Origin of the sequence: Thalassoglobus neptunius, from assembly GCF_007859735.1 — a bacterium.
In the GTDB taxonomy this organism is placed as follows: domain Bacteria; phylum Planctomycetota; class Planctomycetia; order Planctomycetales; family Planctomycetaceae; genus Thalassoglobus; species Thalassoglobus neptunius.
In genome coordinates this window covers 1-21,258 of the sequence record NZ_SIHI01000054.1, presented here as the reverse complement: position 1 = coordinate 21,258, position 21,258 = coordinate 1, and the positions used below count along the sequence as shown (strand labels likewise).

Annotated in this window: 14 protein-coding genes; 10 read left to right on the top strand and 4 right to left on the bottom strand. The window is 52.8% G+C overall.

Annotation, left to right across the window (positions count from 1 at the left end; translation table 11 throughout):
• Positions 1-235 precede the first annotated feature (235 nt).
• Positions 236-1,363 carry a cytochrome c gene (locus KOR42_RS23550; RefSeq protein WP_146512290.1) on the bottom strand — a complete coding sequence of 376 codons (1,128 nt, stop codon included), beginning with the start codon at positions 1,361-1,363 and terminating at the stop codon, positions 236-238.
• A 244-nt stretch (positions 1,364-1,607) separates the two neighbouring features.
• Between KOR42_RS23550 and KOR42_RS23545 the strand changes: the two genes are divergently transcribed.
• The 5 genes from KOR42_RS23545 to KOR42_RS23525 all read left to right on the top strand — a co-directional run bounded on the left by KOR42_RS23545 (position 1,608) and on the right by KOR42_RS23525 (position 9,183).
• Positions 1,608-4,154: a hypothetical protein gene (locus KOR42_RS23545; protein ID WP_146512289.1), complete on the top strand. Its 2,547-nt coding sequence runs from the start codon at positions 1,608-1,610 to the stop codon at positions 4,152-4,154.
• A 123-nt stretch (positions 4,155-4,277) separates the two neighbouring features.
• On the top strand, positions 4,278-5,774 hold the full coding sequence (locus KOR42_RS23540; RefSeq protein WP_231741096.1) for a sulfatase: 1,497 nt from the start codon (positions 4,278-4,280) through the stop codon (positions 5,772-5,774).
• 124 nt (positions 5,775-5,898) lie between these two features.
• On the top strand, positions 5,899-6,735 hold the full coding sequence (locus tag KOR42_RS23535) for a YbjN domain-containing protein (protein ID WP_146512288.1): 837 nt from the start codon (positions 5,899-5,901) through the stop codon (positions 6,733-6,735).
• Positions 6,736-6,919: 184 nt separating this feature from the next.
• The gene (locus KOR42_RS23530; RefSeq protein WP_146512287.1) at positions 6,920-7,891 is read left to right on the top strand and encodes an aspartate carbamoyltransferase catalytic subunit; all 972 of its coding nucleotides are present in this window, start codon (positions 6,920-6,922) and stop codon (positions 7,889-7,891) included.
• On the top strand, positions 7,888-9,183 hold the full coding sequence (locus KOR42_RS23525) for a dihydroorotase (RefSeq protein ID WP_146512286.1): 1,296 nt from the start codon (positions 7,888-7,890) through the stop codon (positions 9,181-9,183). Before KOR42_RS23530 ends, KOR42_RS23525 begins: the two co-directional genes overlap by 4 nt.
• 152 nt (positions 9,184-9,335) lie before the next feature.
• On the opposite strand, the gene kdsA is transcribed toward KOR42_RS23525, so the two are convergent.
• Together kdsA and KOR42_RS23515 are read right to left on the bottom strand one after the other, a co-directional pair.
• Complete coding sequence (gene kdsA / locus KOR42_RS23520; RefSeq protein ID WP_146512285.1) at positions 9,336-10,181, bottom strand: 3-deoxy-8-phosphooctulonate synthase; 846 nt, start codon at positions 10,179-10,181, stop codon at positions 9,336-9,338.
• Between the two features lie 275 nt (positions 10,182-10,456).
• Complete coding sequence (locus tag KOR42_RS23515) at positions 10,457-11,632, bottom strand: DUF6807 domain-containing protein (protein ID WP_146512284.1); 1,176 nt, start codon at positions 11,630-11,632, stop codon at positions 10,457-10,459.
• Between the two features lie 211 nt (positions 11,633-11,843).
• Here KOR42_RS23515 and aroC point away from each other — a divergent pair, with 211 nt between their 5' ends.
• The 3 genes from aroC (at position 11,844) to KOR42_RS23500 (ending at position 16,183) form a co-directional block, all read left to right on the top strand.
• Complete coding sequence (gene aroC / locus KOR42_RS23510; RefSeq protein ID WP_146512283.1) at positions 11,844-12,974, top strand: chorismate synthase; 1,131 nt, start codon at positions 11,844-11,846, stop codon at positions 12,972-12,974.
• Positions 12,967-15,354: an ArnT family glycosyltransferase gene (locus KOR42_RS23505; protein WP_146512282.1), complete on the top strand. Its 2,388-nt coding sequence runs from the start codon at positions 12,967-12,969 to the stop codon at positions 15,352-15,354. Before aroC ends, KOR42_RS23505 begins: the two co-directional genes overlap by 8 nt.
• A gap of 172 nt (positions 15,355-15,526) precedes the next feature.
• Positions 15,527-16,183 carry a sigma-70 family RNA polymerase sigma factor gene (locus tag KOR42_RS23500; protein ID WP_146512281.1) on the top strand — a complete coding sequence of 219 codons (657 nt, stop codon included), beginning with the start codon at positions 15,527-15,529 and terminating at the stop codon, positions 16,181-16,183.
• A gap of 64 nt (positions 16,184-16,247) precedes the next feature.
• On the opposite strand, the gene KOR42_RS23495 is transcribed toward KOR42_RS23500, so the two are convergent.
• Positions 16,248-17,273, bottom strand: coding sequence for a metallophosphoesterase (locus KOR42_RS23495; RefSeq protein WP_197441513.1), 1,026 nt, complete (start codon positions 17,271-17,273; stop codon positions 16,248-16,250).
• Between the two features lie 580 nt (positions 17,274-17,853).
• Here KOR42_RS23495 and miaB point away from each other — a divergent pair.
• The gene (miaB, locus tag KOR42_RS23490) at positions 17,854-19,440 is read left to right on the top strand and encodes a tRNA (N6-isopentenyl adenosine(37)-C2)-methylthiotransferase MiaB (RefSeq protein WP_390620921.1); all 1,587 of its coding nucleotides are present in this window, start codon (positions 17,854-17,856) and stop codon (positions 19,438-19,440) included.
• 687 nt (positions 19,441-20,127) lie between these two features.
• On the top strand, positions 20,128-21,234 hold the full coding sequence (locus KOR42_RS27025; RefSeq protein WP_197441512.1) for an AAA family ATPase: 1,107 nt from the start codon (positions 20,128-20,130) through the stop codon (positions 21,232-21,234).
• The last annotated feature ends 24 nt before the right edge of the window (positions 21,235-21,258 follow it).

Sequence of the window (21,258 nt, the reverse complement as noted above, 5' to 3'; positions counted from 1 at the left end):
CACCAAATCGAGCGAAGCCATGATCTATGTGGCTTCCATTGGTCGCATGCTCCGCCGCTTAGCTCCTTCACCCAACCAAGCTCCGTTCAAATACCGACTTACAGCATGAAGAGGATTCCGGATAGGCTCTTAGAGCATTTTCTTCGGATTTGGTATGCACTCACTCGCACGAGCAAACTTAGTCTTTGACCGGATGAAAAAGTTCAAACGAGTGCACAGGCAAGAGCAACTTGCTCTAGAACGAGGAACTGTTGCTGCGGAATTGCTGATGGCATTCGGCACAGGTCGACTGCATTTGGTTGAGGCCTTCGCGAAAACCTTCGTAGTTTTCGGTTTTGACAGCTTTGACACTAGAGAGTGCTCCGTCGATGAACTTGCCCGTCAACTTCTGGTAAAGCTCGGAGTCTGCGGAGTCGTAGCCGTCTGAACTCATGATCGTTGCCAAAGCTGCCAGGACGCGCAGTTCCTGTTCGGTTTTCTCAGAGTCTTCCTTGAGACGACTTTCGGTATTGATGTTCGCTTTCAAGTCATTGATGGACTCATCGATCCGCTTCATGATGTCAGAGACGTAAACGATGTCGGCAAAGTCGACCACCTCATCCGCCTCGACATCATTGACCGTTCCTCCATCGAGAGCGGTGATCAATTTCAGGTAAGGTTCTTCGGTCGCAGTGAAAGCTGTCCGTCCGGTTCCGTCGGCAGCCATGTAAATTTCGTATCCAAGATCGCGAACAAATTTCGCCCGATTCTTCCAGTCATCATCTTCGGGGTGGACAGTGGCGATGGCTCCGAGGGCTGTCATCATCGCTCCATCGAGAGAGATGTCGTTGATCGACTTGTTGTAGGTTCCAACTGTCTGGAGATTCTCCGAAAGCCGGTTTCGAATGCGTTTTGTTTCGTCGATCAAAATCGGGAGAGGGAGAATCTCTGTCCAGTTGACAGCCTCAGTCGAAGTGACAGAAGGCGAGGTGTCTGTCGACGGGGTTTCGGAGGTATTCTCCGGGGGCATTTCCGGAATTTCTTGTGTCGTGGTGTCTGGGCTGTTTGCGGAGAGGCTTGTCGAGTCAGCCGCAATTGTTAATGGTTGATCGTAAAAGACGTCATACGGAATTGTTCCGATCCACTGTGTTTCCTTACGATTCGGATCAACCTCGGACACATTTGTGTTGGATTGGGCTGCCGGTGTCGACGGGGCTGGAGTATTTTCGGAAGGGACGTTTGTTGTCGCAGAATCTGGTGTCGATGTCTGAGGACAACCCGTCAGGGTGCTGGATGCGACCATGATTGCCGCAAACGCCAACGGAATCCGGATCGATTTGTTCTGCATTGTCGCGTGGCTCTGCAAGACTTGAAGTTGACTCATCAGATATCGTTTTCCACTGAATCGGGTTGAAGCCGGTTGTCTCGTTGAGATTGAATTGTCCGGGAAAATTGCAGTTTTGGCGAGACTCATCGGAAGACTGCCCAAACAATTCTAACGTGCCACGAGAATTGTTATACTGTTCATGTCCTGGCGGCAGGAATTCGAGGGAAATTCCCCTCGCGAATGTCTCCTCGATATAATCATTTCAGACATCATATCCCTCAGGTTTAATCGAAGAGTTGCTATGGACTTCCGCACTTGTCCCGCTTGCCAGGCATCGGTTCTCGAAGACGATGTGGAGGATTGCCCGTTCTGCGGTGCATCGATGTCCGGGAAACCAAAGCCCGCGACGCCTGCAAAACCTGCGGCGGGGACGAAGAAGGGGGCCGCTCCCAAGGAGAAATCCAAGGCGCAACCTTCGGCGGGTGCCAAGAAACCGGTCGCTTCCGCCAAGAAGCCTCAACGTCCGGGAAGTGCTCCAGCGGCCGACACACAAGAAGACGATCCATTCGAAGTCGATACGTCCGCCGTTCGAAGGGCAATCAAACTCGCTCCGCGTCCGACGAAAACACGGACTTACGAAGTTATTTGCCCGATGTGCGAAACGTCCGGGTATATGCCGCCTGAGGATGCCGGGAAGGACGTTCAATGTTGCAACTCGGAATGTATTGTTCCGGTTTTCAAATCGAAACGACCGAAGATCGAAGCTGTCGTTGAAGAAGATGGTTCCGGGAAGAAGTATTTGATCATCGCTGCCAGTGTGGCGGCGGTTGCCCTGATCGGGATCGTTCTCAAGATGACGGTCTTCAGTACTCCGGAAGATCCGAATGTCGTGGGGCCGGTTCCTGTTCCGTATTGTCAGGACTGTCCTGATGATCCGGATCCCAAGGAGTGCGACGACTGTCCTCCTCCGGAACCCCAGGAAATCTCTCTCGCTCAGATTCGCACAGAATCTCTGAACAAAATCGCCAACGTTGCTTTGGATCGGCGGGACAATCGCAATCCGAACGTCGGAACTCAACTCGCCGCCGAAGCCTTCGCTGTTTCGGGGGACGTCAATCGTGCGATCGAACAACTCAAGCGGTTGCAAACGACGGCGCGAAGCACACCGCACTATCAGGTTCAGCCACTCGCAGAAATCGCCTGGGCTCAATTGAAAGCCGGAGACACAACCGCAGCGGGGGCCAGCGCAGCAGATGGGCTCGAGAAAGCGAGTTCGCTTCCTCCGAGATTGCGACGTTCGTTCGACGCCGTAACGTCGCTGGCAGCGGTTCTCGTTGCACTGGGTAAGAACGAAGAAGCCAACAAATTGATCAGTAGCCAGAAGGCCCAAGGCCCGGCGGGGACAGCTTCTGTCATCTGGCGCGTCGCCCTCGATTCACGAACTTACGACATTGAACTGGAATCCGAGCGTCCCTATCACGTTGCGATGGATGAGCCACTCAGAGTTGGAGTGGTCGAAACTCTTGTGGCTCACGGCTACCCAAAACAGGCGTTCGCCTTCGCACTGGAAGCGAAAGATGTGGATCAGCGAGATGCCGCACTGGCCGGTTGGGCAGGTCGAATCACGGAGCTTGAGCCAGATTCCGCCATTCAGACGGTGACCAATCAACTGGCAAATCAGGAAGTGACGAACACCGGCAAAGTTCGGATTTGGTGTGCGGTCGCTTCGCATCTGGCATCGAAGGGACTTTCTGGTCCTTCTGAGACGGCTTATGCCAAAGCACTTGAGTTTTACGATAATATCGAGAGTCCGCCGGCTGCTCCGACTCCATCAATGAAAGACATTTACGACAGTCAGGGACGGCCTCATCTTGGATTGCCGAATCCTTCTCCGAATCAGACAGCTGCGTCTGCCTGCACGGATGTGGCACTCGTCGCATTACAGCTTGGAAAGCCGGAAGAAGCACAAGCGGCTGTTGAAAAAGCAATGGCACAAACCCGGGCGATGACTCCCAGCCCCGCGAAGACTCAGGCACTCTTCGATGAGTGTGAACGCAGTGGCGACAGTGTCCGCTACCAATTGGATTCACTTTTAGATCTTGGAGGCTCCTCAAGCAAAATTCGTCGCGAGTTTGGAAGATATCGACTTCAGTGTGAGCGATTGAATAATGTCGCCAAGGAACGACTTGCGTTTCAGGTTCAGTTGCTGCGAGCGGTTGCGCGACAGGGACTGGTTCCAGAAATCTGGACGATGGTGCAGGATCGATCCTCTGCATCTGATGTCGCGGATCAGGAGCCTTATTTCCAAACGACTCTCCCAGGGTTTCTTCAGACTCGCGCAAAGCTGGCCGGGAATAGTTCACTCAAGAGTGAAATTGAATCGGCCATCAATGCGTCACGCGACTACCAGTACGATCTTGTCGATCTTCGATCCACTCAGATTCAAGAGCTGATCGCTCAGAAAAAACTGGATGCTGCTGCGGATCAGATTAAGCAGGTCTATCAACTGTCGAAGGTGCGAGAGAACCGAAAACAGCTTGACCCGGACGAACTCGATGTGGCGATTCTTGGTCAGATCGGAGATGCTCAGAAGCAGGCGACTGCCGAAGAGACTCTGGTTCTGATTTCCGATTCGTTTGATCCCATTCTCAAAGAAGACGCTGCCATGCTCTACGGAGGATATTCCGTTCAAGCTGGCAAAGCTCCCACCATTTGGGAGCTTCTGAAAACTCCACTCGTGCGTGATTTGGGAGCACTCGAACGGACAGCCATCTATCGAGGTTTTCTGACGGAGTTGGCTCGTCCTCAGACCAAAGCTCCTTCCACATCGACTGCTTCCAACAACTGAGGTCACCAACGACCTGACAGGACCCGTGTCGATCGCTGCACACTGTTGCAATTGAAAGAGAAGGTTGTTTGAATCGACAAACGTAATTCCAGACTTTCGCGTTCGAAGAAATAGGAACTGTCGATGATTGTGCGCGACCTCAGGCGAGTGAGTTGGATGGTCTTGTTGGGACTGGTGATCTCCTCGCCTGTTCACGGGGCCGAAACTGATCCCGCAAGCGGGCGTCCCAACGTCTTGTTCATCGCAATCGATGATCTGAATGACTGGGAAGGATGTCTGGGAGGACACCCGCAAGCAAAGACTCCGCACATGGATCGGCTCGCCGAACGCGGAACTCTTTTCACGAACGCACATTGTCAGGCCCCGCTTTGCAATTCCTCACGAACTGCAATCATGACCGGGCTGCGACCGTCGACGACGGGGGTCTACGCGCTGCAACCCTGGTTCCGAACGGTTGAGAGGTTGCGCGACCATGTCACGCTTCCGCAGTATTTCAAATCGCACGGATATAAAACGCTGACAGCTGGGAAAATCTATCACGGAGGATATCCCCCCAAGCAGGAGCGGCTGGCCGAGTTTGATGTCTGGGGGCCGCGGGCTGGCGTCGGAGTTCGTCCGCCGGAAAAGCTCGTTACCACACCGGGCGGCAATCATCCGCTTGTCGACTGGGGGACGTTTCCTCATCGTGATGAAGACAAGGGAGACTGGAAAGTCGCAAGTTGGGCTGTCGAACAGCTGGAACAACCGCAAGAAGAACCATTCTTTTTGTCGGTCGGTTTTTTCCTCCCTCACGTTCCCTGCTACGCGACCCAAAAATGGTTTGATCTGTATCCCGAAGACGAGTTGATTCTTCCGGAAGTTCCTGAAGGCGATCGTTCAGACGTTCCCCATTTTTCCTGGTATCTGTATTGGAAATTGCCAGAAGTTCGGCTGTCGTGGCTGAAGGAAACCGGCCAGTGGAAACCACTCGTCCGGGCTTATCTTGCGTCGGTCAGTTTCGTCGACAGCCAGGTGGGGCGCGTGCTGGATGCCCTGGAAAACAGTGGGCACGCGGACGACACCATCGTCGTTCTCTGGTCAGATCATGGCTGGCATTTGGGAGAGAAAGAGATTTCCGGGAAGAACACTCTGTGGCACGAGTCGACCCGTGTCCCCTTGATTTTCGCTGGACCGGGAATTCTGAGTGGAGCGAGCTGTTCGCAGCCGGCAGAACTCATCGACATGTACCCAACCCTCGCCGAGTTGTGTGATCTCCCCGCACCAGAAGGCTTGGACGGACACAGCCTTGTTCCGCAATTGGAAGATGTCACAACACCGCGAGAATGGCCCGCGATGACAACGCACAACCCCGGAAACCATTCGGTTGTGACAGACCGATGGAGATACATTCATTACGCCGACGGTTCTGAAGAACTCTACGATATCGAGAACGATCCCAATGAGTGGACCAACCTCGCGACTTCCGCTGCGCATGAGCAAACGAAGTCGGAGCTCAGGAAATGGTACCCGCGAAACGACGCCGCTCCCGCACCGGGAAGCAAGTCTCGATTGCTCATCCAGCAAGGGGATCAATGGCTTTGGGAAGGGGAACCGATAATCGATTCCGAGTTGGAACGCTGAAGATCGGTTTCCATCTGTTCTTGTATTGAAAACTGTTGACATCGATAACTGTTGAGAACGTCAAGACGTGCCGTTTGGGATCGCTTTCTGAAAACTGCCGAACACCACCACGAACAGGTTATTCATGAGAATCTTGAGCCTGATTGTTTTGTTACTGACCGTTGCGACTTCCCCTGTCGATGCGCAGCAACCTGAAGAGTCGCAGATCAAATCACTGGAAAACTTAATGCAGTTTTTCCAGCGGATTGGAATCAATAGCCAGGCGGATCTCGAACAGGGATTCATTGCGATTCCGGTGAAAAAGGAAGCGTTCGATGCGGTTCACGTCGTTCGCTGGGCAACTTCCGACGGAGTCGTTCACTTCATTCAGGTGATTCCGCTTAAGGTTGCCCCGGAACGCATTGGCGCACTCGAATCAGCAATTGTCCGGCTGAATCACAGCTATCCGGTCCCGGGGCTTGGTTTCAATCACGAGACCGGGACTCTGTATTTCCGGATGACTGTTCCGTTCGCCCCTGCGGGGTATCTGACTGAACAGGAGACTCAAGAATACTTTGGGTATTGCATCAATCAGGCTTACCAGTTTGTTCCCACATTGACGGAACTCGTGGAGGGACGCGTCGAGCCGGACAACATCCTGCAATATCATCGTCAAGTTCTTCAGAATTCTCTGGGGCCCTATGGAGTTTGGAAGAAAACTGCTGCGGGCAGCGAATGGGTCCTGACAGTGAAGACCAACGGAGAAACCACTCTTCAACGCGATGGAGAAGTCGTGGTGGACTCAATGGCGAAAGTCGAAGGGACGACAATTACCTTCGATGACATCAACGGTTCGCTCGCAGCGAACGACCCGGGAGTTTATGAGTTTACAGCCAAAGACGGGCAGCTCACATTCACCAAGAAGAGTGATACGAGCACCGGCCGCGAACAGATTCTAACCGGTGACGCCTGGGCACGCTAAGACTGGCGAGCACTCAAAGATTAGCGCGCACTGAGAATTCACAAGTGCGAAATCACGAGAAGGGATCGAGCAAGAGAACGGCAAAGCGCAACGCTGACAAAAGAGACTGCGAGGATTGATGCCCTGATGTTCCCAAGTTATCATGGCTCTGTCTTACAAATTCTCTTGCTGTGATCTCTTCCTGATGTCTGATTCGAACGAGGTAACTGCGCGCATTGAGCGATGGAATCGACGTCACTTGCTTGGCCTCCAGCAACTCGACGCGTCCGAAGTTGAATTGATTCTGGATCATGCTGCTTATTTCAAGGAATTGCAGAGCACGCGCGTCAAACTTGAGCACCTGAATGGGTGCGTCGTCGGGAACCTTTTCTTCGAACCTTCGACGCGGACGAAAACAAGTTTCAGCCTCGCTGCCAAGCGGCTCAGTGCTGACACCATTGACTGGACCGCGACCGGAAGTAGCGTCTCCAAAGGAGAAACCTTCATCGATACCGCATTGACCATTGAGTCAATGGGTGTCGATCTGATGGTCATTCGGCACAGCTCTCCGGGCGCCCCGGAATTGCTGTCCAAGCATCTGCGAGCCGGAATTCTGAACGCTGGCGACGGAACACATGAGCACCCGACTCAGGGGTTGCTCGATATTTTTACGATCCGGGAACAGCTTCATACGCTCGTTGGAAAAACGGTCACCCTTGTTGGAGATATCAAGCACTCGCGGGTGGCGAGATCGAACATCTGGGGGCTGAAAGCATTGGGGGCCAACGTGATCGTTTGCGGTCCTCCAACGTTGATCCCACCAGAAATCGAGCGGCTGGGAGTCGAAGTCGCCCATCGGTTCGATGATGTGCTTGAACGCTCCGACGTGATTAACCTCCTGCGAGTTCAGTTTGAGCGTCAGAGAGGGGCATTTTTCCCGTCAATCGCAGAGTATGCCCATCTGTTCGGGATGAATCGTAGTCGACTGAAGCAATGCCGCCCGGACGTTCTGGTTCTGGCTCCCGGACCGATCAATCGAGGAGTGGAAATTACTCCCGATGTCGCCGATGGAAAACACTCCCAGATTCTCAATCAGGTGACGAACGGACTCTTCGTTCGAATGGCCTGTCTTCATCTTCTGGCACAAACGCAGATCCGAGAAAAAGGCGTCGAATGAGTGCCTTGCTGATTCAAGGTGGTCGGCTGATTGATCCTTCGCAGGGCATCGATCAATGTCGAGATGTGTACATCGAGAACGGACGGATTCGCTACGAAGCTCCGGCGCCGTCCGTCGAGATTGAAACGATTGATGCACGAGGCCTGATCGTTTCGCCCGGGTGGATTGATTGTCACGTTTCATTTCGAGAACCCGGAAATGAAGAAGACGAGACGATTGAGACCGGTGCAGCTGCAGCTTTGGCCGGAGGATTTACGGCAGTTTGCAGCCTTCCGGACACCTTTCCAGTCGTCGACAGCAGGGCGTCCGCTGAGTTCGTTGTCCGTCAGTCCGAGCGCGCGGGGAAGTGTCGAGTCCATCCACTGGGGGCAGTCACAAAAGGACACCTTGGTGAAGAACTCGCTGAGATCGGTCATCTCGTTGACGGAGGCGCAATTGGGTTCTCCGATGGAAAACGCCCCATCTCCAACCCTGAGATCATGCGTCGATCGCTCCAGTACACGAGCATGTGGAATCGACCCATTCTGAACCATGCACAGGTTCCAGAACTCGTGCATGATGGAGTAATGCACGAAGGGTTTCATTCGACCGTGCTCGGTTTACGCGGAATCCCGGCATCCGCCGAAGAAATCATGGTCCGCCGAGATATCGCTCTTGCTGAGGACACCGGGGGGCGGGTTCACCTGATGTCGATTTCCTCGATGCGCAGCGTTGAAGAGATTCGGCAAGCGAAGGCCCGCAACATTCACGTCTCCGCCGACGTTGCTCCTCATCATCTGTTGCTGACGGACGAATCGCTTGCAAGTTACGACACAAACTTGAAGGTCAACCCGCCATTTCGGACCGAAGAACATCGAAAAGCTCTCATCGATGGTTTGAAAGACGGGACGATCGCGATGATCTCTTCCGATCATCAGCCACTTGCGGAAGAAAAGAAAAGCCTCGAATTCGATCACGCTCCGTTCGGGATTTCCGGACTGGAAACCGTTCTGCCACTCTGTTGCCGTGCACTGATCGAGCCCAAACATCTCTCCTGGTCCGATCTGATCTCCAAGCTGACCGTGGGACCGGCGAATCTGTTTGAGATGAACTCCGGAACACTCGCAAACGGTGCAGTTGCTGATGTCACAATCATTGACCCTAACGAGACGTGGACGATTCGTGCTGAGGACTTCCTTTCGAAGAGTCGCAACAATCCATTCGACGGAGAGACCGTTCAAGGCCGGGTGAAGTACACGATTGTCGAAGGGGAAGTCCGCTACCGGCAGGAAGAAGTGAGTCGCCTCGCATAGACGCGCTTGATGCTTAAACGACCTTAACGCTTAAACGAGTTCGTCGTTCCTTTTGCACTCCCGGGGCCACGATTTATCCGGGGATGATTACCTCGTCCGGGGATGATTGCAGCTTGCTCTTCTGAATTCGCGAAGACGATTTCGGGTTGTGCTTAGGTCGATTCTGTGAAGCTGTTGACGAGTGTTCGGATCTGCGTCAACTGCTCAAGAATTGTCGGCATGTCTTCGAGGCGGATTTGATTCGGGCCGTCGCTGAGAGCTTTGTCGGGATTGGGATGGGTTTCCATGAAAACGCCATCGCATCCGCAGGCAACGGCTCCCCGGGCAAGAGTTGGAACCATCTCGCGGGCGCCTCCGGTTGTGCTTCCGCCGGGACGTTGCACGCTGTGGGTTGCATCGTAAATGACCGGACATCCCATGTCCTGCATGATTGGGATGCATTGGAAGTCGTTCACGAGTCGACCGTAGCCGAATGTTGTTCCGCGTTCCGTCAGCAACACATCGTTCTGATTCAAGTATTCACACTTGCGGACAGCGTGAATGACATCTTCCGGAGCGACGAATTGTGGCTTCTTAATGTTCACCACGCGTGAGTGTTTGACCGCAGCCTCGGAAGCGGCGGCGATTAAATCAGTCTGTCTAGCCAGGAACGCGGGAATCTGCAGGATCGCACAGACTTCTGCAACGGCTTCGGCCTGTTCAGGAAGATGGAGATCGGTCGTGACGGGAAGTCCGGTTTCGTCGTGGACGATTTTCAGGATCTCCAATCCCTTTTCCAATCCCGGCCCACGAAAGCTGTCGATGCTGGTGCGATTGGCTTTGTCGAAACTCGACTTGAAGACCAGTTGAAATTCGTGAGTGCTGGCGAGATCGGCGAGACGGAGGGCTGTCTCCCGGATCATCCGTTCATCTTCGATGACGCATGGACCGGCGATAATCAGTAGTGGTTTTTGGCGACCACACTGATATTGAGCAACATTGACGGGATTATTGGGCATGAGACGTCCGTTTCTCACAGGTCAAATGGAATCGGCAACCACAAAATGAAACAGCACTCAAACGGAGCTTCCGGAAAACCGATTCTGTTTATGAATCGGAAATGCGCTCCTGCTTCGATGAATTCTGGATAACGCATCGGAACAGCGATTCAGGACTGACGAGAGTGGATATCTCTTCGTCTTTTCTGGGCATTCCTTCGAACAACGCATCACGATCTTAATCGATCGCGACAAACTCCGTCCATGACGAAGAGTCGCAGGCTGTTTCAGACCGGCTATTCATTCACCGATTCCACGAACTCCTCGTACACCTTTTGGATTTCTTCGTTGGGAACTTGATCGGCGTGTACGAACAGGCCGTATTTGAATTGAAGTGAGTCTTTTCCTCGCTTCATGATGCGATGGTGGGCTTCCTGCGCATCATCGCGTCCTTTGGTGTAGGCGCCGGAGCCAAAGGGATTGATCGCGAAGAGCCCGTAGTTGCGAACGTGATAACGTGATTTCCAGGGGTTCTGCGGGTGATCCATCAAGGTGACCCCAAAGACGTGACCATCAATTGGTCCGCAATAGTCGATCCACGGTGTTTCTCGTCCCCATGAAATATTGCTTCCAACTTCTCCTGCGGCGTTTGTCACAGGTCCTCCGGAGATCATTTCTCGCATGCTGTTCGGGAGTCGAATTGCAAACATTCCTTCTTTGGTGTCTCCAATCTCGACTTCATCAGCGACTGCTTTCAACGTGACGTCATAAGTCATCAGCCGATTCGCGTGGATTTTGATTTGAGTCGACTCTTCCAGGAGAGGTTCTCCCTCGCCATCGAGCCAATGGTTCTTGACTTGAATGACAGCAGGATTTCCGGAAGCTTCAACCAGTTCCACGCTGACATTTCGAATGATTCCATCTTCGTTCCAGAACTTGATTCCGTTGACTTCGTCGACTGACAACCAGACACCTTTGTGGTGCGGATGGCCGTAGTACAGCGGATTCTTTCGATCTTTGATGCCACTTGGATTGTCATTGATTAGTCGAGTGACAGTGGAAACGACAGGAGCAACGTCGGACTTGCTCAGCCAACCACTCAACTCCGGAAGATACACTCGATCATTTTCAACGGACGTCACTTTGTAGATGTCTCCGAGCGAAGGAGCATCGACTTCCGGGGCAGCTTGCTGGTCGATGACAGTTGGTGTCTCTTCGGCGATGATGACCTGTCGTCCGGCAGCACCGGGTTCTTCGGTCTCTTCCGCAGCTTCCAGAATTTCGAATCCTCCCGGTGCCGTGACGGGGAGCACGAAAGGTTTCTTGCGTTGGGGATCAAAATTGAACACGGCGAAAACTTCCCCATCGATGGTCGCTTTCACGCTCATCGAGTTTTGCTTGAGTTCCACCGGTGCGGCGAAGGCGAAATTCGAACACAAGGAAACCACTGCCAGAGTGAGGAAGATACGCATAGTTGATTGCTCAGGTGGGAGATTGTTGGATGTTGGGGCCGTAGTTTGGATTGAATCGCGTTGATGCGTTCACGTCAAGTCGGCCACTTCAATTCTCATCAGGATTTTTCGCTGGGGCAATTGTCTGTGTTGGTACGCACTTTCCGATCAGAGTTTTTGGATCGAAAAAACTGACTCGCCAACAGAGTGGGGTAGCTTCTACAATCTGGCCATGCCTGGAAATACCTTTGGACAACTGTTTCGTATTACAACCGCTGGTGAAAGTCACGGTCCGGGGAATGTCGTCATTGTGGACGGAGTTCCTCCCGGGATTCCGATTTCCGTCGATGATTTGCAAGTCGATCTCGACCGGAGGAAACCGGGGCAAAGCAAGATTGTCACGCAGAGAAAAGAGTCGGACCGGCCCGAAATTCTCTCAGGAGTTTTTGAAGGAAAGACGACCGGGACGAGCATCGCGATTCTGGTTCGCAACGAAGATCAGCGAAGCCGGGATTATTCAGAGATCAAGGACCTCTATCGACCTGGCCACGCGGACTACAGCTTTGATGCCAAGTACGGTTTTCGCGACTATCGTGGAGGCGGCCGCAGTAGCGCTCGTGAAACAACTGCCCGCGTCGCAGCTGGGGTGATCGCAAAGAAATTGATTCACGAAGAGTTCGGTGGGGAAGTCATCGCGTATGTGAGTCAAGTTGGTGACATTCAGGCAGACGTCGAAAATCCGGCGGACGTGTCTCTCGATCGAGTGGAAAAGAGTGCGGACGGTTCGGCAAATATCGTTCGCTGTCCCGATCCAGCTGCCGCAGAACGAATGATTGCGTTGATTGATGAATGTCGCAAAGCTGGCGATTCCATCGGAGGAGCTGCGACGATTGTTGCGAAAGGTGTTCCCGCCGGTCTTGGGGAACCGGTCTTCGATAAGATCAAAGCAGACTTCGCCAAAGCGCTCTTTTCTCTTCCGGCGGTCTTAGGCGTGGAATACGGCATTGGCTTCGGATGCGTAAACATGCGAGGCAGTCAACACAACGATCTCTTTACAACGTCTGACGATGACGGTTCAAACAAGATCGTGACGAAGTCGAATCGCCATGGCGGGATGCTCGGAGGGATCACAACCGGCATGCCGATCGTCCTGCGAACTGCAGTGAAGCCGACGAGTAGCCTTCCGATTGAACAAGAGACCGTCACGCGAGATGGAAGTCCAGCGACGATTCAGACCAAAGGCCGCCACGATCCTTGTTTGTTGCCACGCTTCATTCCAATGGCGGAAGCCATGATTGCGATTGTGCTTGCCGATCACTGGCTGAGATGGAAAGCACAGAAGCGGGGCACAAGCGTTGACTAGGAACGTCCAGACGGAATTAAAGGCTGAAGACGAGGAAACTTCTTTTCAGCGGTGGCTTCCCGGAATCTGTCTGATCTGGATCGTCGCGTTCTGGTCTCGTTTTCTATTGAGCGATCTTCCCAATCTCAGTGATCCGAAGGATCCGACGCTGCGACTGGATGTGCTTGTGAACCTTCCGGCGATTGCTTGGGAGGCGATGTTTTCTCAGCCAGCGCCAGGAGTCGAGTCGGGGTTCAAGTATCTTTCAGAGCGTTTGGGAATTGTTATTCCGGCACTTGGAATGTTCGTTTCCGCATGCGCCTTCGGGCGATTACTTCTCAGGGCTCTCAGGCTGATTTCGCGACTGGACCCGGTCGAAAGATTCAGTGTTTCCGCGGGAGTCGGACTGTCAATTGTTTCGCTATTGACTCTGGGATTGGGACGATTCGGACTGCTTTCGCGCGGGCTCTTTATTGTTGTTCTGGGGCTTCCCGTTCTTGTTGAAGGGTGGATGTTCGTTCGAGACTCCCGGAACAAACAGGGCGAATCCACTGCATCGGAGAGTTCCTCGACTCGAAGAAATACAAAAGGGATTTGGGGCTTTCTGCTGCTTGCCGTTCCGTTCCTCACATTGATGGTGCTGGGCGCGATGCTTCCGTCGACGGACTTCGACGTCAAAGAGTATCACCTTCAGGGACCGAAGGAGTTCTTTCTTGCGGGGCAGATTCTGTTCTTGCCGCACAATGTTTATACGAGCTTCCCGTTTCTGACGGAGATGCTTTCGTTGTGCGGAATGGTCCTGAAGAACGACTGGGCAACGGGTGCTCTTGTCGGGAAGACCGTGCTGGCGGCATTTGCTCCTGTCACAGCTTGTGGGATTTACGCTGTTGGGAAACGTTTCTCCGGGCCGTGGGCTGGTGCGATTGGAGCAGTCTGCTACTTGTCCACGCCGTGGGTGTTTCGGATCTCGACGATCGCGTATACGGAAGGAGCCCTCTGCTGCTACGTGATTCTGACCTATCTGGTTTTTCTGAAATGGCTGGACTGCACGAAAAGTGAGGGACGCCAGTTCGTGGTGGGACAGCGATGGACGTTTTTGATCGGATTCTTAGCAGGGAACGCGATTGCGACGAAGTACCCGGGACTGGTTCTTGTGACGATTCCGTTCGCCATCGCAATCGGTGTTGTGACGCTTTGGCGAATGCATAGCTTGAATGTGCTCGTTCGACATGCTGTGTGGTTCAGCCTGGGAGTCGCAGTGACCTTTGGTCCCTGGGCATTGAAGAACACACTCGAAACGGGAAACCCGGTTTACCCTCTCGTTTCTTCGGTTTTTGGAGGAGCTGACTGGGGCGAGCAACTCGATGAAAAATGGAAACATTCGCACGGTCGACCTTCTGCTTTGATCAAGCAACCCTCGTTGATGATTTCCGAGCTGAAAGCGAATGCGATTGATGTCACCGTTCGCAACGACTGGCAATCTCCGTTTCTGTTTGGTCTCGCTCCACTCGCTCTTCTGTTGTGTTACCGCCGTCCGGGGATCTGGCTCACATTTGGTTATCTCGTGTGGATTCTTTTCGCGTGGTATTCGCTCACGCATCTTCTGGATCGATTCTGGGTTCCCGTTCTGCCGATAGCTGCCATCCTCGCTGGAATTTCCGGGAGCGAAATGTGTCGACGATTCTCTTCGCATCCGCTTCCTGATTCTGCGTTTGGACAAGTCGTTCAACGGTTGGGGTTCACTTGCCTGTGCATCCTCTTTTTCGGTACGCTGGTGTTTAACTTGGTCTTCGTTACGGCCGGACTCGCGGGAAATAATGCGTTCCTGACAAGCTACCGATCGATGCGGCAATTGACCCATGCAGTTCCGATGGCGATTCGTATTGCCGACGAGTTTCTTTCCCCGGATGACAAAGTCCTGTTTGTGGGTGAAGCGCAAGTCTTCGATGCCGATTTTCAGTTCCAATACAACACCGTCTTCGATCGGAATCTGCTTCTGCTGCTGACGACGGAAAAAGGGGAGAATGCTCCGAGCGAGTCTATTGATGATGAGTCGGACGCATGGGATTTGTTGCCTGCTGAGGAGATTCGAGAACGGTCATCTCAACAGGGGCTGACTCATGTTCTTGTGAACTGGAATGAGATTCTGCGATACCGAACAACATATGGTTACACCGATTTCGTCTCTCCGAAACGGCTACAGCAACTGGTCGATGCGGGAGTTTTGGAAGAAGTCCCACTGCCGGGACAGGTGACTCTGAGAAGCTGGGACTCATTGAATGACTCGTACAAGGCACAAATAGATAAGTGGGGGCCGGAACTCAAATCGACCGGTCTCGACGGTGTCTCCCGAGTGAAGTTGTATCAACTGTTTACGGTCCGGAACGATGAAAGCTTGTGATGCTTTCGTCGTTGAATTTTCGCGAGCGAATTCCGCAATCCGAGACCGAAGTGGGTTTCGGCGAGTGCAGCGAAACCGGCACAATGGATTAACATCTGTCGAAAGGTGTTTGGCATTGTGCCGTCGTGCGAGTTCGAGCAATCTGATGTGAAACGTCTCATTCAGGAACGCCATGTCCGAGAATTCTATCTGGCCGCAACATGAGATCACTCAGAACCTCGTTCGAGAAGTCGCGAACGGGAACGAAACGGCAGTCAATGACTTGCTGGAACGGCATCGTCAGGCGCTGCGTCGTCTCGTTCACTTCCGTCTCGATCGACAGATCGCGAATCGTGTCGATGCGAGCGATGTTGTGCAGGACGTGCTTCTTGAAGCGAGTCGGCGACTGAAAGACTATGTCTCCGACCCGAAGATGCCTTTTCACCTGTGGATACGGCAACTCGCCCAAGACCGAATGATCGATCTGCACCGTCGACACCACGCTCAGAAACGGTCAGTCGACAAGGAACAGAGATTGCAATCGCCAGCATTCGGAGATCGCTCTTCGCTCGATCTGGCAGCCCAGCTGCGCGATGACCAACTCACTCCCGCTGCGGCAATGATTCGCAAAGAACTCGAAGAACGTTTCCTTCAGGCACTCGAACAGCTGGACGAAAACGAACGCGAAATCATTGTGATGCGGCATGTTGAGCATCTTGGAAACGGCGAAATTGCCGAAGCTCTCAATCTCTCACCTGCTGCGGCCGGAATGCGGTACCTCCGCGCGATCCGACGACTGAAAGCGGTCCTCACCGATTCGTCATCGGAATCGGAAGCTTCGTCGGACTGATGAGATCGGGGTGCTGTCGTCAGGATCAGGATTCCGATTCACGATACAGATTCAAAGCACAGGTTCACGACTTTGGCGGGGACTCGCTGCGGAGTGTGATGCGTGTGACTTCCGGAAGGCATCGAAATCGAAGCGGGTGGCGTCCCGACAATCCGCGCGACACGTGCATCATCGAAGGCGATTCATGAAACAGCCCCGAAGCATATTTCGTGTCGTGTCGACTCGGAGAGTAAAGCGGGCCGATGGCGGGGAGCTGCACCTGACCTCCGTGGTTATGTCCCGAAAGCACAAGATTGACTCGCTGTTTCTTTGCGGCGGAAAAACGATCCGGCGTGTGAGCCAAAAGCAATTTAAAATCAGCTGTTGACGTAAACATCGGTTCCTCGCCCATCCAGGGAGTTTCGTCTCCCCCGATTTCGAGCGCGTTCCCATCGACATCGAGCGTCATTGTCCGGGATGAGACATCGATCCAGTCGAGATCTGTCATCGCTTTTCGAATCGACTTTGGCTCCTGATACCAGTCGTGGTTTCCGAGAATAAAATAGTTCCCCAAACGTCCGTTCAATTTTCCAAGCGTATCCGGAATCCAGTCCGTCAGGCTCTGGTTGTCGATCAAGTCTCCGGTGAAACAAACGAGATCAGCGGAATCGTTCGCAATGATCTCACTCACTTCGACAAAAAACGCTTTTGAGATCGTGCCGAGAAAGTGCCAGTCAGAGATGTGAAGAATTGTGAGTCCTTCAAGTTGGCCGGGGAGTCCGTCAAGATAGAAAGTTTTCTCGTTGAATTCGACGCAAAGCTGTTCGTTTCCGGGTAACCTTGCCAGCCGTTGATATTTCCCCTCACTCACCAGTGGAGAGTCGGTCCGGTGGGCAATCTCTTCGACTCGAGAATCTGTGACCACCATTGTTGCGGGACTTTTTCTGAGCTGATGTCGAACCGTTTGGATGAAGAGTTTCACCAATCCGATTGAGCAAAACGCGACAAGCCCCCACATCCACGGGTTTAAATCGTCCCAGCTTCCGCCGAAAAGAAGACCCGGGCCCGCGACACCCAACCAGAAAAACTGGACGACAGGAACAACGACCACGAAAAAATCATGAACGGATCGAAGCCGTTGAAGAGTCGAATGTCGCCACGGAAATGAGTGCGTCCAATTGACGTAAGTGACCCAAATTGCAGTGTTTCCAGCCGAAAGCAATCCCAGAAGGAAGAGATTGATCACGCTCCACAGAACTGAGGGCGTCTGGAAAGATGAGGCTGCCGGAACACCGAATGCGCAAATATTTAGCATTTCAGCCGAGGTCGAAAGAGGTGAGTGAAAACATGACCACCGATGGGCGAATCAACGCGGGTGAGTCTATCGCATCCGCCGGACTTTTCCTGCCTGAGACGTACGATTTCGCCTGCAATTCAGGCAATGTTCGTGAATCGTGGCAAACCGGAGGTGAAGGTGCTCTCGCGTCCGGGCAACACATCAAATGCTTCAGTTTTGATGTGTTGAAAAGGGATCGAGTGAGGCTTGGCTCTTAATTTCCCGAGACTTTTCCGGTCTGATCGTTTAACATCCGGCGAGTGACGATCGCCTGATTGTTCTTGCCATGGTGTCGATTCTCACTCATCGAATTCTGCAACTTCAACGATTCAACAGCCACTCACCCACATTGACAATGTCGCAATCCAATACTCCCCACAACGGCAAACTGTATATTGAAACCGTTGGCTGCCAGATGAACGTTCTGGACAGCGAACTTGTCGTGGCTGCTCTGAAACAACAGGGGTACGATCTCTGCGACGATCCGAGCCTGGCTGACACCGTTCTCTTCAACACATGCAGTGTTCGTGAGCACGCTGAGCACAAGACCTACAGCTCTGTAGGACGTTTTAAGTACGGGAAGCGAAAACGCCCCAATCTGGTGATTGGTGTGATCGGCTGCATGGCACAGCAGGATCAAGACAAGGTCTTCCAGAAAGCTCCTCATGTCGATCTTGTCGTGGGAACCGGTCAGCTTGCTGAAATTCCTGCGCTCGTTGATCAGGTTCGCAGCACGCGCAAGAAGCAGTTGGCCGTTTCTTTGAAACGACGAGAGGGGAGTCGAGACGAAGTTGCAGGCAGTTTCGAGAGCTACGATCCACTCCGAGATCCCACAATGCGGCCCAGCCCGTGGCAAGCGTTCGTGAGAATCATGATCGGCTGCGACAAATTCTGTACGTACTGCGTTGTGCCGAACACCCGTGGTCCTGAGCAGTCCCGGTCGCCCGCACAGATTCTCTCAGAAGTGAAGACGCTCGCGAATCAGGGAGTGAAAGAAATCACCTTCCTCGGGCAAACTGTCAATTCCTATGCCCATACCGAAGGCGGGAAGACCTATCGTCTGAGTGATCTGATTGCGCTCGTTCATGACACACCCGGAATCGAGCGGATTAAATTCGTGACCAACTATCCAAAGGATATGACGGTCGATTTGCTGGATGCGATGAGAGACTTGCCCAAAGTCTCTCGCTATCTGCATGTTCCTCTTCAACACGGTTGTGATTCACAACTGAAGCTGATGAAGCGTGGCTACACGGTTGCGGACTATCGCGACATGATGGGACGCATCCGCGAGTATCTTCCCGACTGCTCAGTCTCCAGTGACTTTATTGTCGGATTCTGCCAGGAGACGGAAGAGGCGTTTCAGAAGTGTCTCGATGCTGTCAACGAGTTTCGTTTCAAGAACAGCTTTATCTTCAAGTACAGCCCTCGGCCTGGAACCAAAGCGTTTGACCTGTACGAAGACGATGTTCCCGAGAAGGTCAAGAAACGGCGGAACAACGAACTACTCAAGCTGCAAAACGAAATCAGTGGGGAAGACAACGCTCAATTCATCGGTCGACGTGTGGAAGTTCTCGTCGAAGGTCCGAGCAAATGGGCCAACAAGGAAACACGAAAGGCTGAGGAGCCCGCTGCGGAACAGAACCTACCGGGATGGCATGGAGGTGCGGAACCTGTCGGAGCCTCCAAGACGGACGAAACGCCCGAACTGGTCCAGTTGGGAAGTGATTCTGAGCAAACGGAATCATCCGAGCCGACGAAACAGCAGTTGGTCGGTCGAACAAAATGTGACCGCATTGTTGTCTTTGATGGCAATCTCAGGTTGTCGGGAACACTTGCTGACATCGAAGTCTATGACGTCACTCAGACAACACTTCTCGGTGAAATCGTCACACACCATCTTCAACCCGGATCGTCCCCACTTCTTCCAATTCTGGGGTGAGTGAGTTCGGCGATCACGGGGAATTCGCTTGCGACGGCTCTGATTCATCAATCGGTAGAGACTCAGAAGCTGCAAACCGTCGGGCGAAGCGATGCACCTCTGCGCCGAAGCACTTGGAATCGCTCTTCTTATCGGTCTGGCGACGGCAATCCCTGACGGCAGATTTTATCAGCAGTTTCTGACCAAAGTTTCCGCGCCGCGTTCACTGCGGATCACTGAAGCATGAATACTCGACGTTTCAGGGATTGATCAGAGTTGTCCGGATTGTTCGATAGCCTCAATAATCAATCGCAGGCTTGGGGTGATGTTTTTTTTCATCATCGTGGCTCATTGAGAGGGGAAGGCTCCCCTCGCTTCTTGCTTGATGTCAGGAATGTTCTCTGTCGTCTGGACGAGATACTCCTTCACTCTGAGCGATTCAAAAGGAACTTTCGTCACCCCGTTACGGTTTTCGAACGAGCAAATTGATCGTGTTGTTTTTTTCAAATGATGTCCTGCAACGAACCGAAGTTGGCCCGCGCGACGACATAAAATCCTACGATTCTCACTCGTGGAAATTTCTGAATTCAGCAAATTCTGCCCGCCATACCGCCAACTTCAAAGTAGCCTTCTGGAGACTTGGGCAACGTAAGAAGTCAGCCGGAGCTGATCTCTTCGTTCACAAGAAGGGAGAATCCAGAGGTTCCAATGAAAACACTGGTCATCAGCGACGATGTTGGAAGTGCTACCCAACTGCATGAGGTTTTGAACTCAAACAGGCGGATCAAGGAATGTGTCACGCGACCATGGCGGACTCTCCACGACGTACCGAGCGATCAGGGCGATCAGTATCAGATCGTGTTCGCCATCATCGATCAGGAATCGGAATCGGCCGGGCAACAGATTCTCAATGTCCGTAAGAAGTACGATTCTTTCCTTGTCGTTGTGGGCCACGCGGATTCCTCAGAAGATGTGATTCGCTTGCTGCATCAGGGAGCAGATGACTTTGTCGACCTTCGAAGAGACATGTCATCGCAGGTTGCCGAGCTGATTTCTTCAGCGAAGACGCGAATCGGAATCGACTCCACTCCACAAAATGTCATTGGTGTGATTGGAGTAACGGGGGGATGCGGAACGACAACCGTTGCAGTAAATCTCGCTGTGAGTATTGCACAAAGTCAGGAGAGTTGCGCGCTTCTTGATTTCGTTTGCCAGCAGGGAGACGTCGGTCGATTTCTGGGAATCAGCTCGAATCACTCGCTCCAGGAACTCTGCGTAAATTCGACCTTTGTCGATGCGACGATGCTCGAACGGTCGATGACCACTTCGTGTGCCGGTCTGGAAGTTCTTCCATCAACCGGTCTCTACGGTGATCGAAGTCAACCTGATGAATCAGACCTGAAGCATCTGGTCTCCGTCGCACTGGAGAAGCACGACGACGTCGTTATCGATATTGGCTCGTGCCGGGAACTCCACCAGTATTCGAACATCCTTCAGCAGACCACCACAATTCTCTTAACGGTGCGTCCTGATTTTGCATCGGTTTGTCGAGCAAGAAATACTTTGGACTATCTTAAGACTCTCGGGTTTAACGATGAGTCCATCGAAGTTGTTTGCTGTCGAATGGGGATGTCGGGGCAACTGGAACAAAAACAAGCTGAGAAAATTCTCGGACGCTCCATTTCATTCACGCTCCCGGACGAAGTCTCAGAGCCTATCCGGAATCCTCTTCATGCTGTAAGTCGGTATTTGAACGGAGCTTGGTTGGGTGAAGGAGCTAAGCGGCGGAGCATGCGACCAATGGAAGCCACATAGATCATGGCTTCGCTCGATTTGGTG

Excerpts from the sequence above, each read along its gene's own strand:
- aroC (WP_146512283.1), top strand. The coding sequence starts at position 11,844 with ATGCCTGGAAATACCTTTGGACAACTGTTTCGTATTACAACCGCTGGT.
- KOR42_RS23515 (WP_146512284.1), bottom strand. The coding sequence starts at position 11,632 with ATGCGTATCTTCCTCACTCTGGCAGTGGTTTCCTTGTGTTCGAATTTC.
- KOR42_RS23530 (WP_146512287.1), top strand. The coding sequence starts at position 6,920 with ATGTCTGATTCGAACGAGGTAACTGCGCGCATTGAGCGATGGAATCGA.
- KOR42_RS23545 (WP_146512289.1), top strand. The coding sequence starts at position 1,608 with ATGGACTTCCGCACTTGTCCCGCTTGCCAGGCATCGGTTCTCGAAGAC.
- KOR42_RS27025 (WP_197441512.1), top strand. The coding sequence starts at position 20,128 with ATGAAAACACTGGTCATCAGCGACGATGTTGGAAGTGCTACCCAACTG.
- kdsA (WP_146512285.1), bottom strand. The coding sequence starts at position 10,181 with ATGCCCAATAATCCCGTCAATGTTGCTCAATATCAGTGTGGTCGCCAA.
- KOR42_RS23540 (WP_231741096.1), top strand. The coding sequence starts at position 4,278 with ATGATTGTGCGCGACCTCAGGCGAGTGAGTTGGATGGTCTTGTTGGGA.
- KOR42_RS23525 (WP_146512286.1), top strand. The coding sequence starts at position 7,888 with ATGAGTGCCTTGCTGATTCAAGGTGGTCGGCTGATTGATCCTTCGCAG.
- KOR42_RS23500 (WP_146512281.1), top strand. The coding sequence starts at position 15,527 with ATGTCCGAGAATTCTATCTGGCCGCAACATGAGATCACTCAGAACCTC.
- KOR42_RS23550 (WP_146512290.1), bottom strand. The coding sequence starts at position 1,363 with ATGAGTCAACTTCAAGTCTTGCAGAGCCACGCGACAATGCAGAACAAA.
- miaB (WP_390620921.1), top strand. The coding sequence starts at position 17,854 with ATGTCGCAATCCAATACTCCCCACAACGGCAAACTGTATATTGAAACC.
- KOR42_RS23535 (WP_146512288.1), top strand. The coding sequence starts at position 5,899 with ATGAGAATCTTGAGCCTGATTGTTTTGTTACTGACCGTTGCGACTTCC.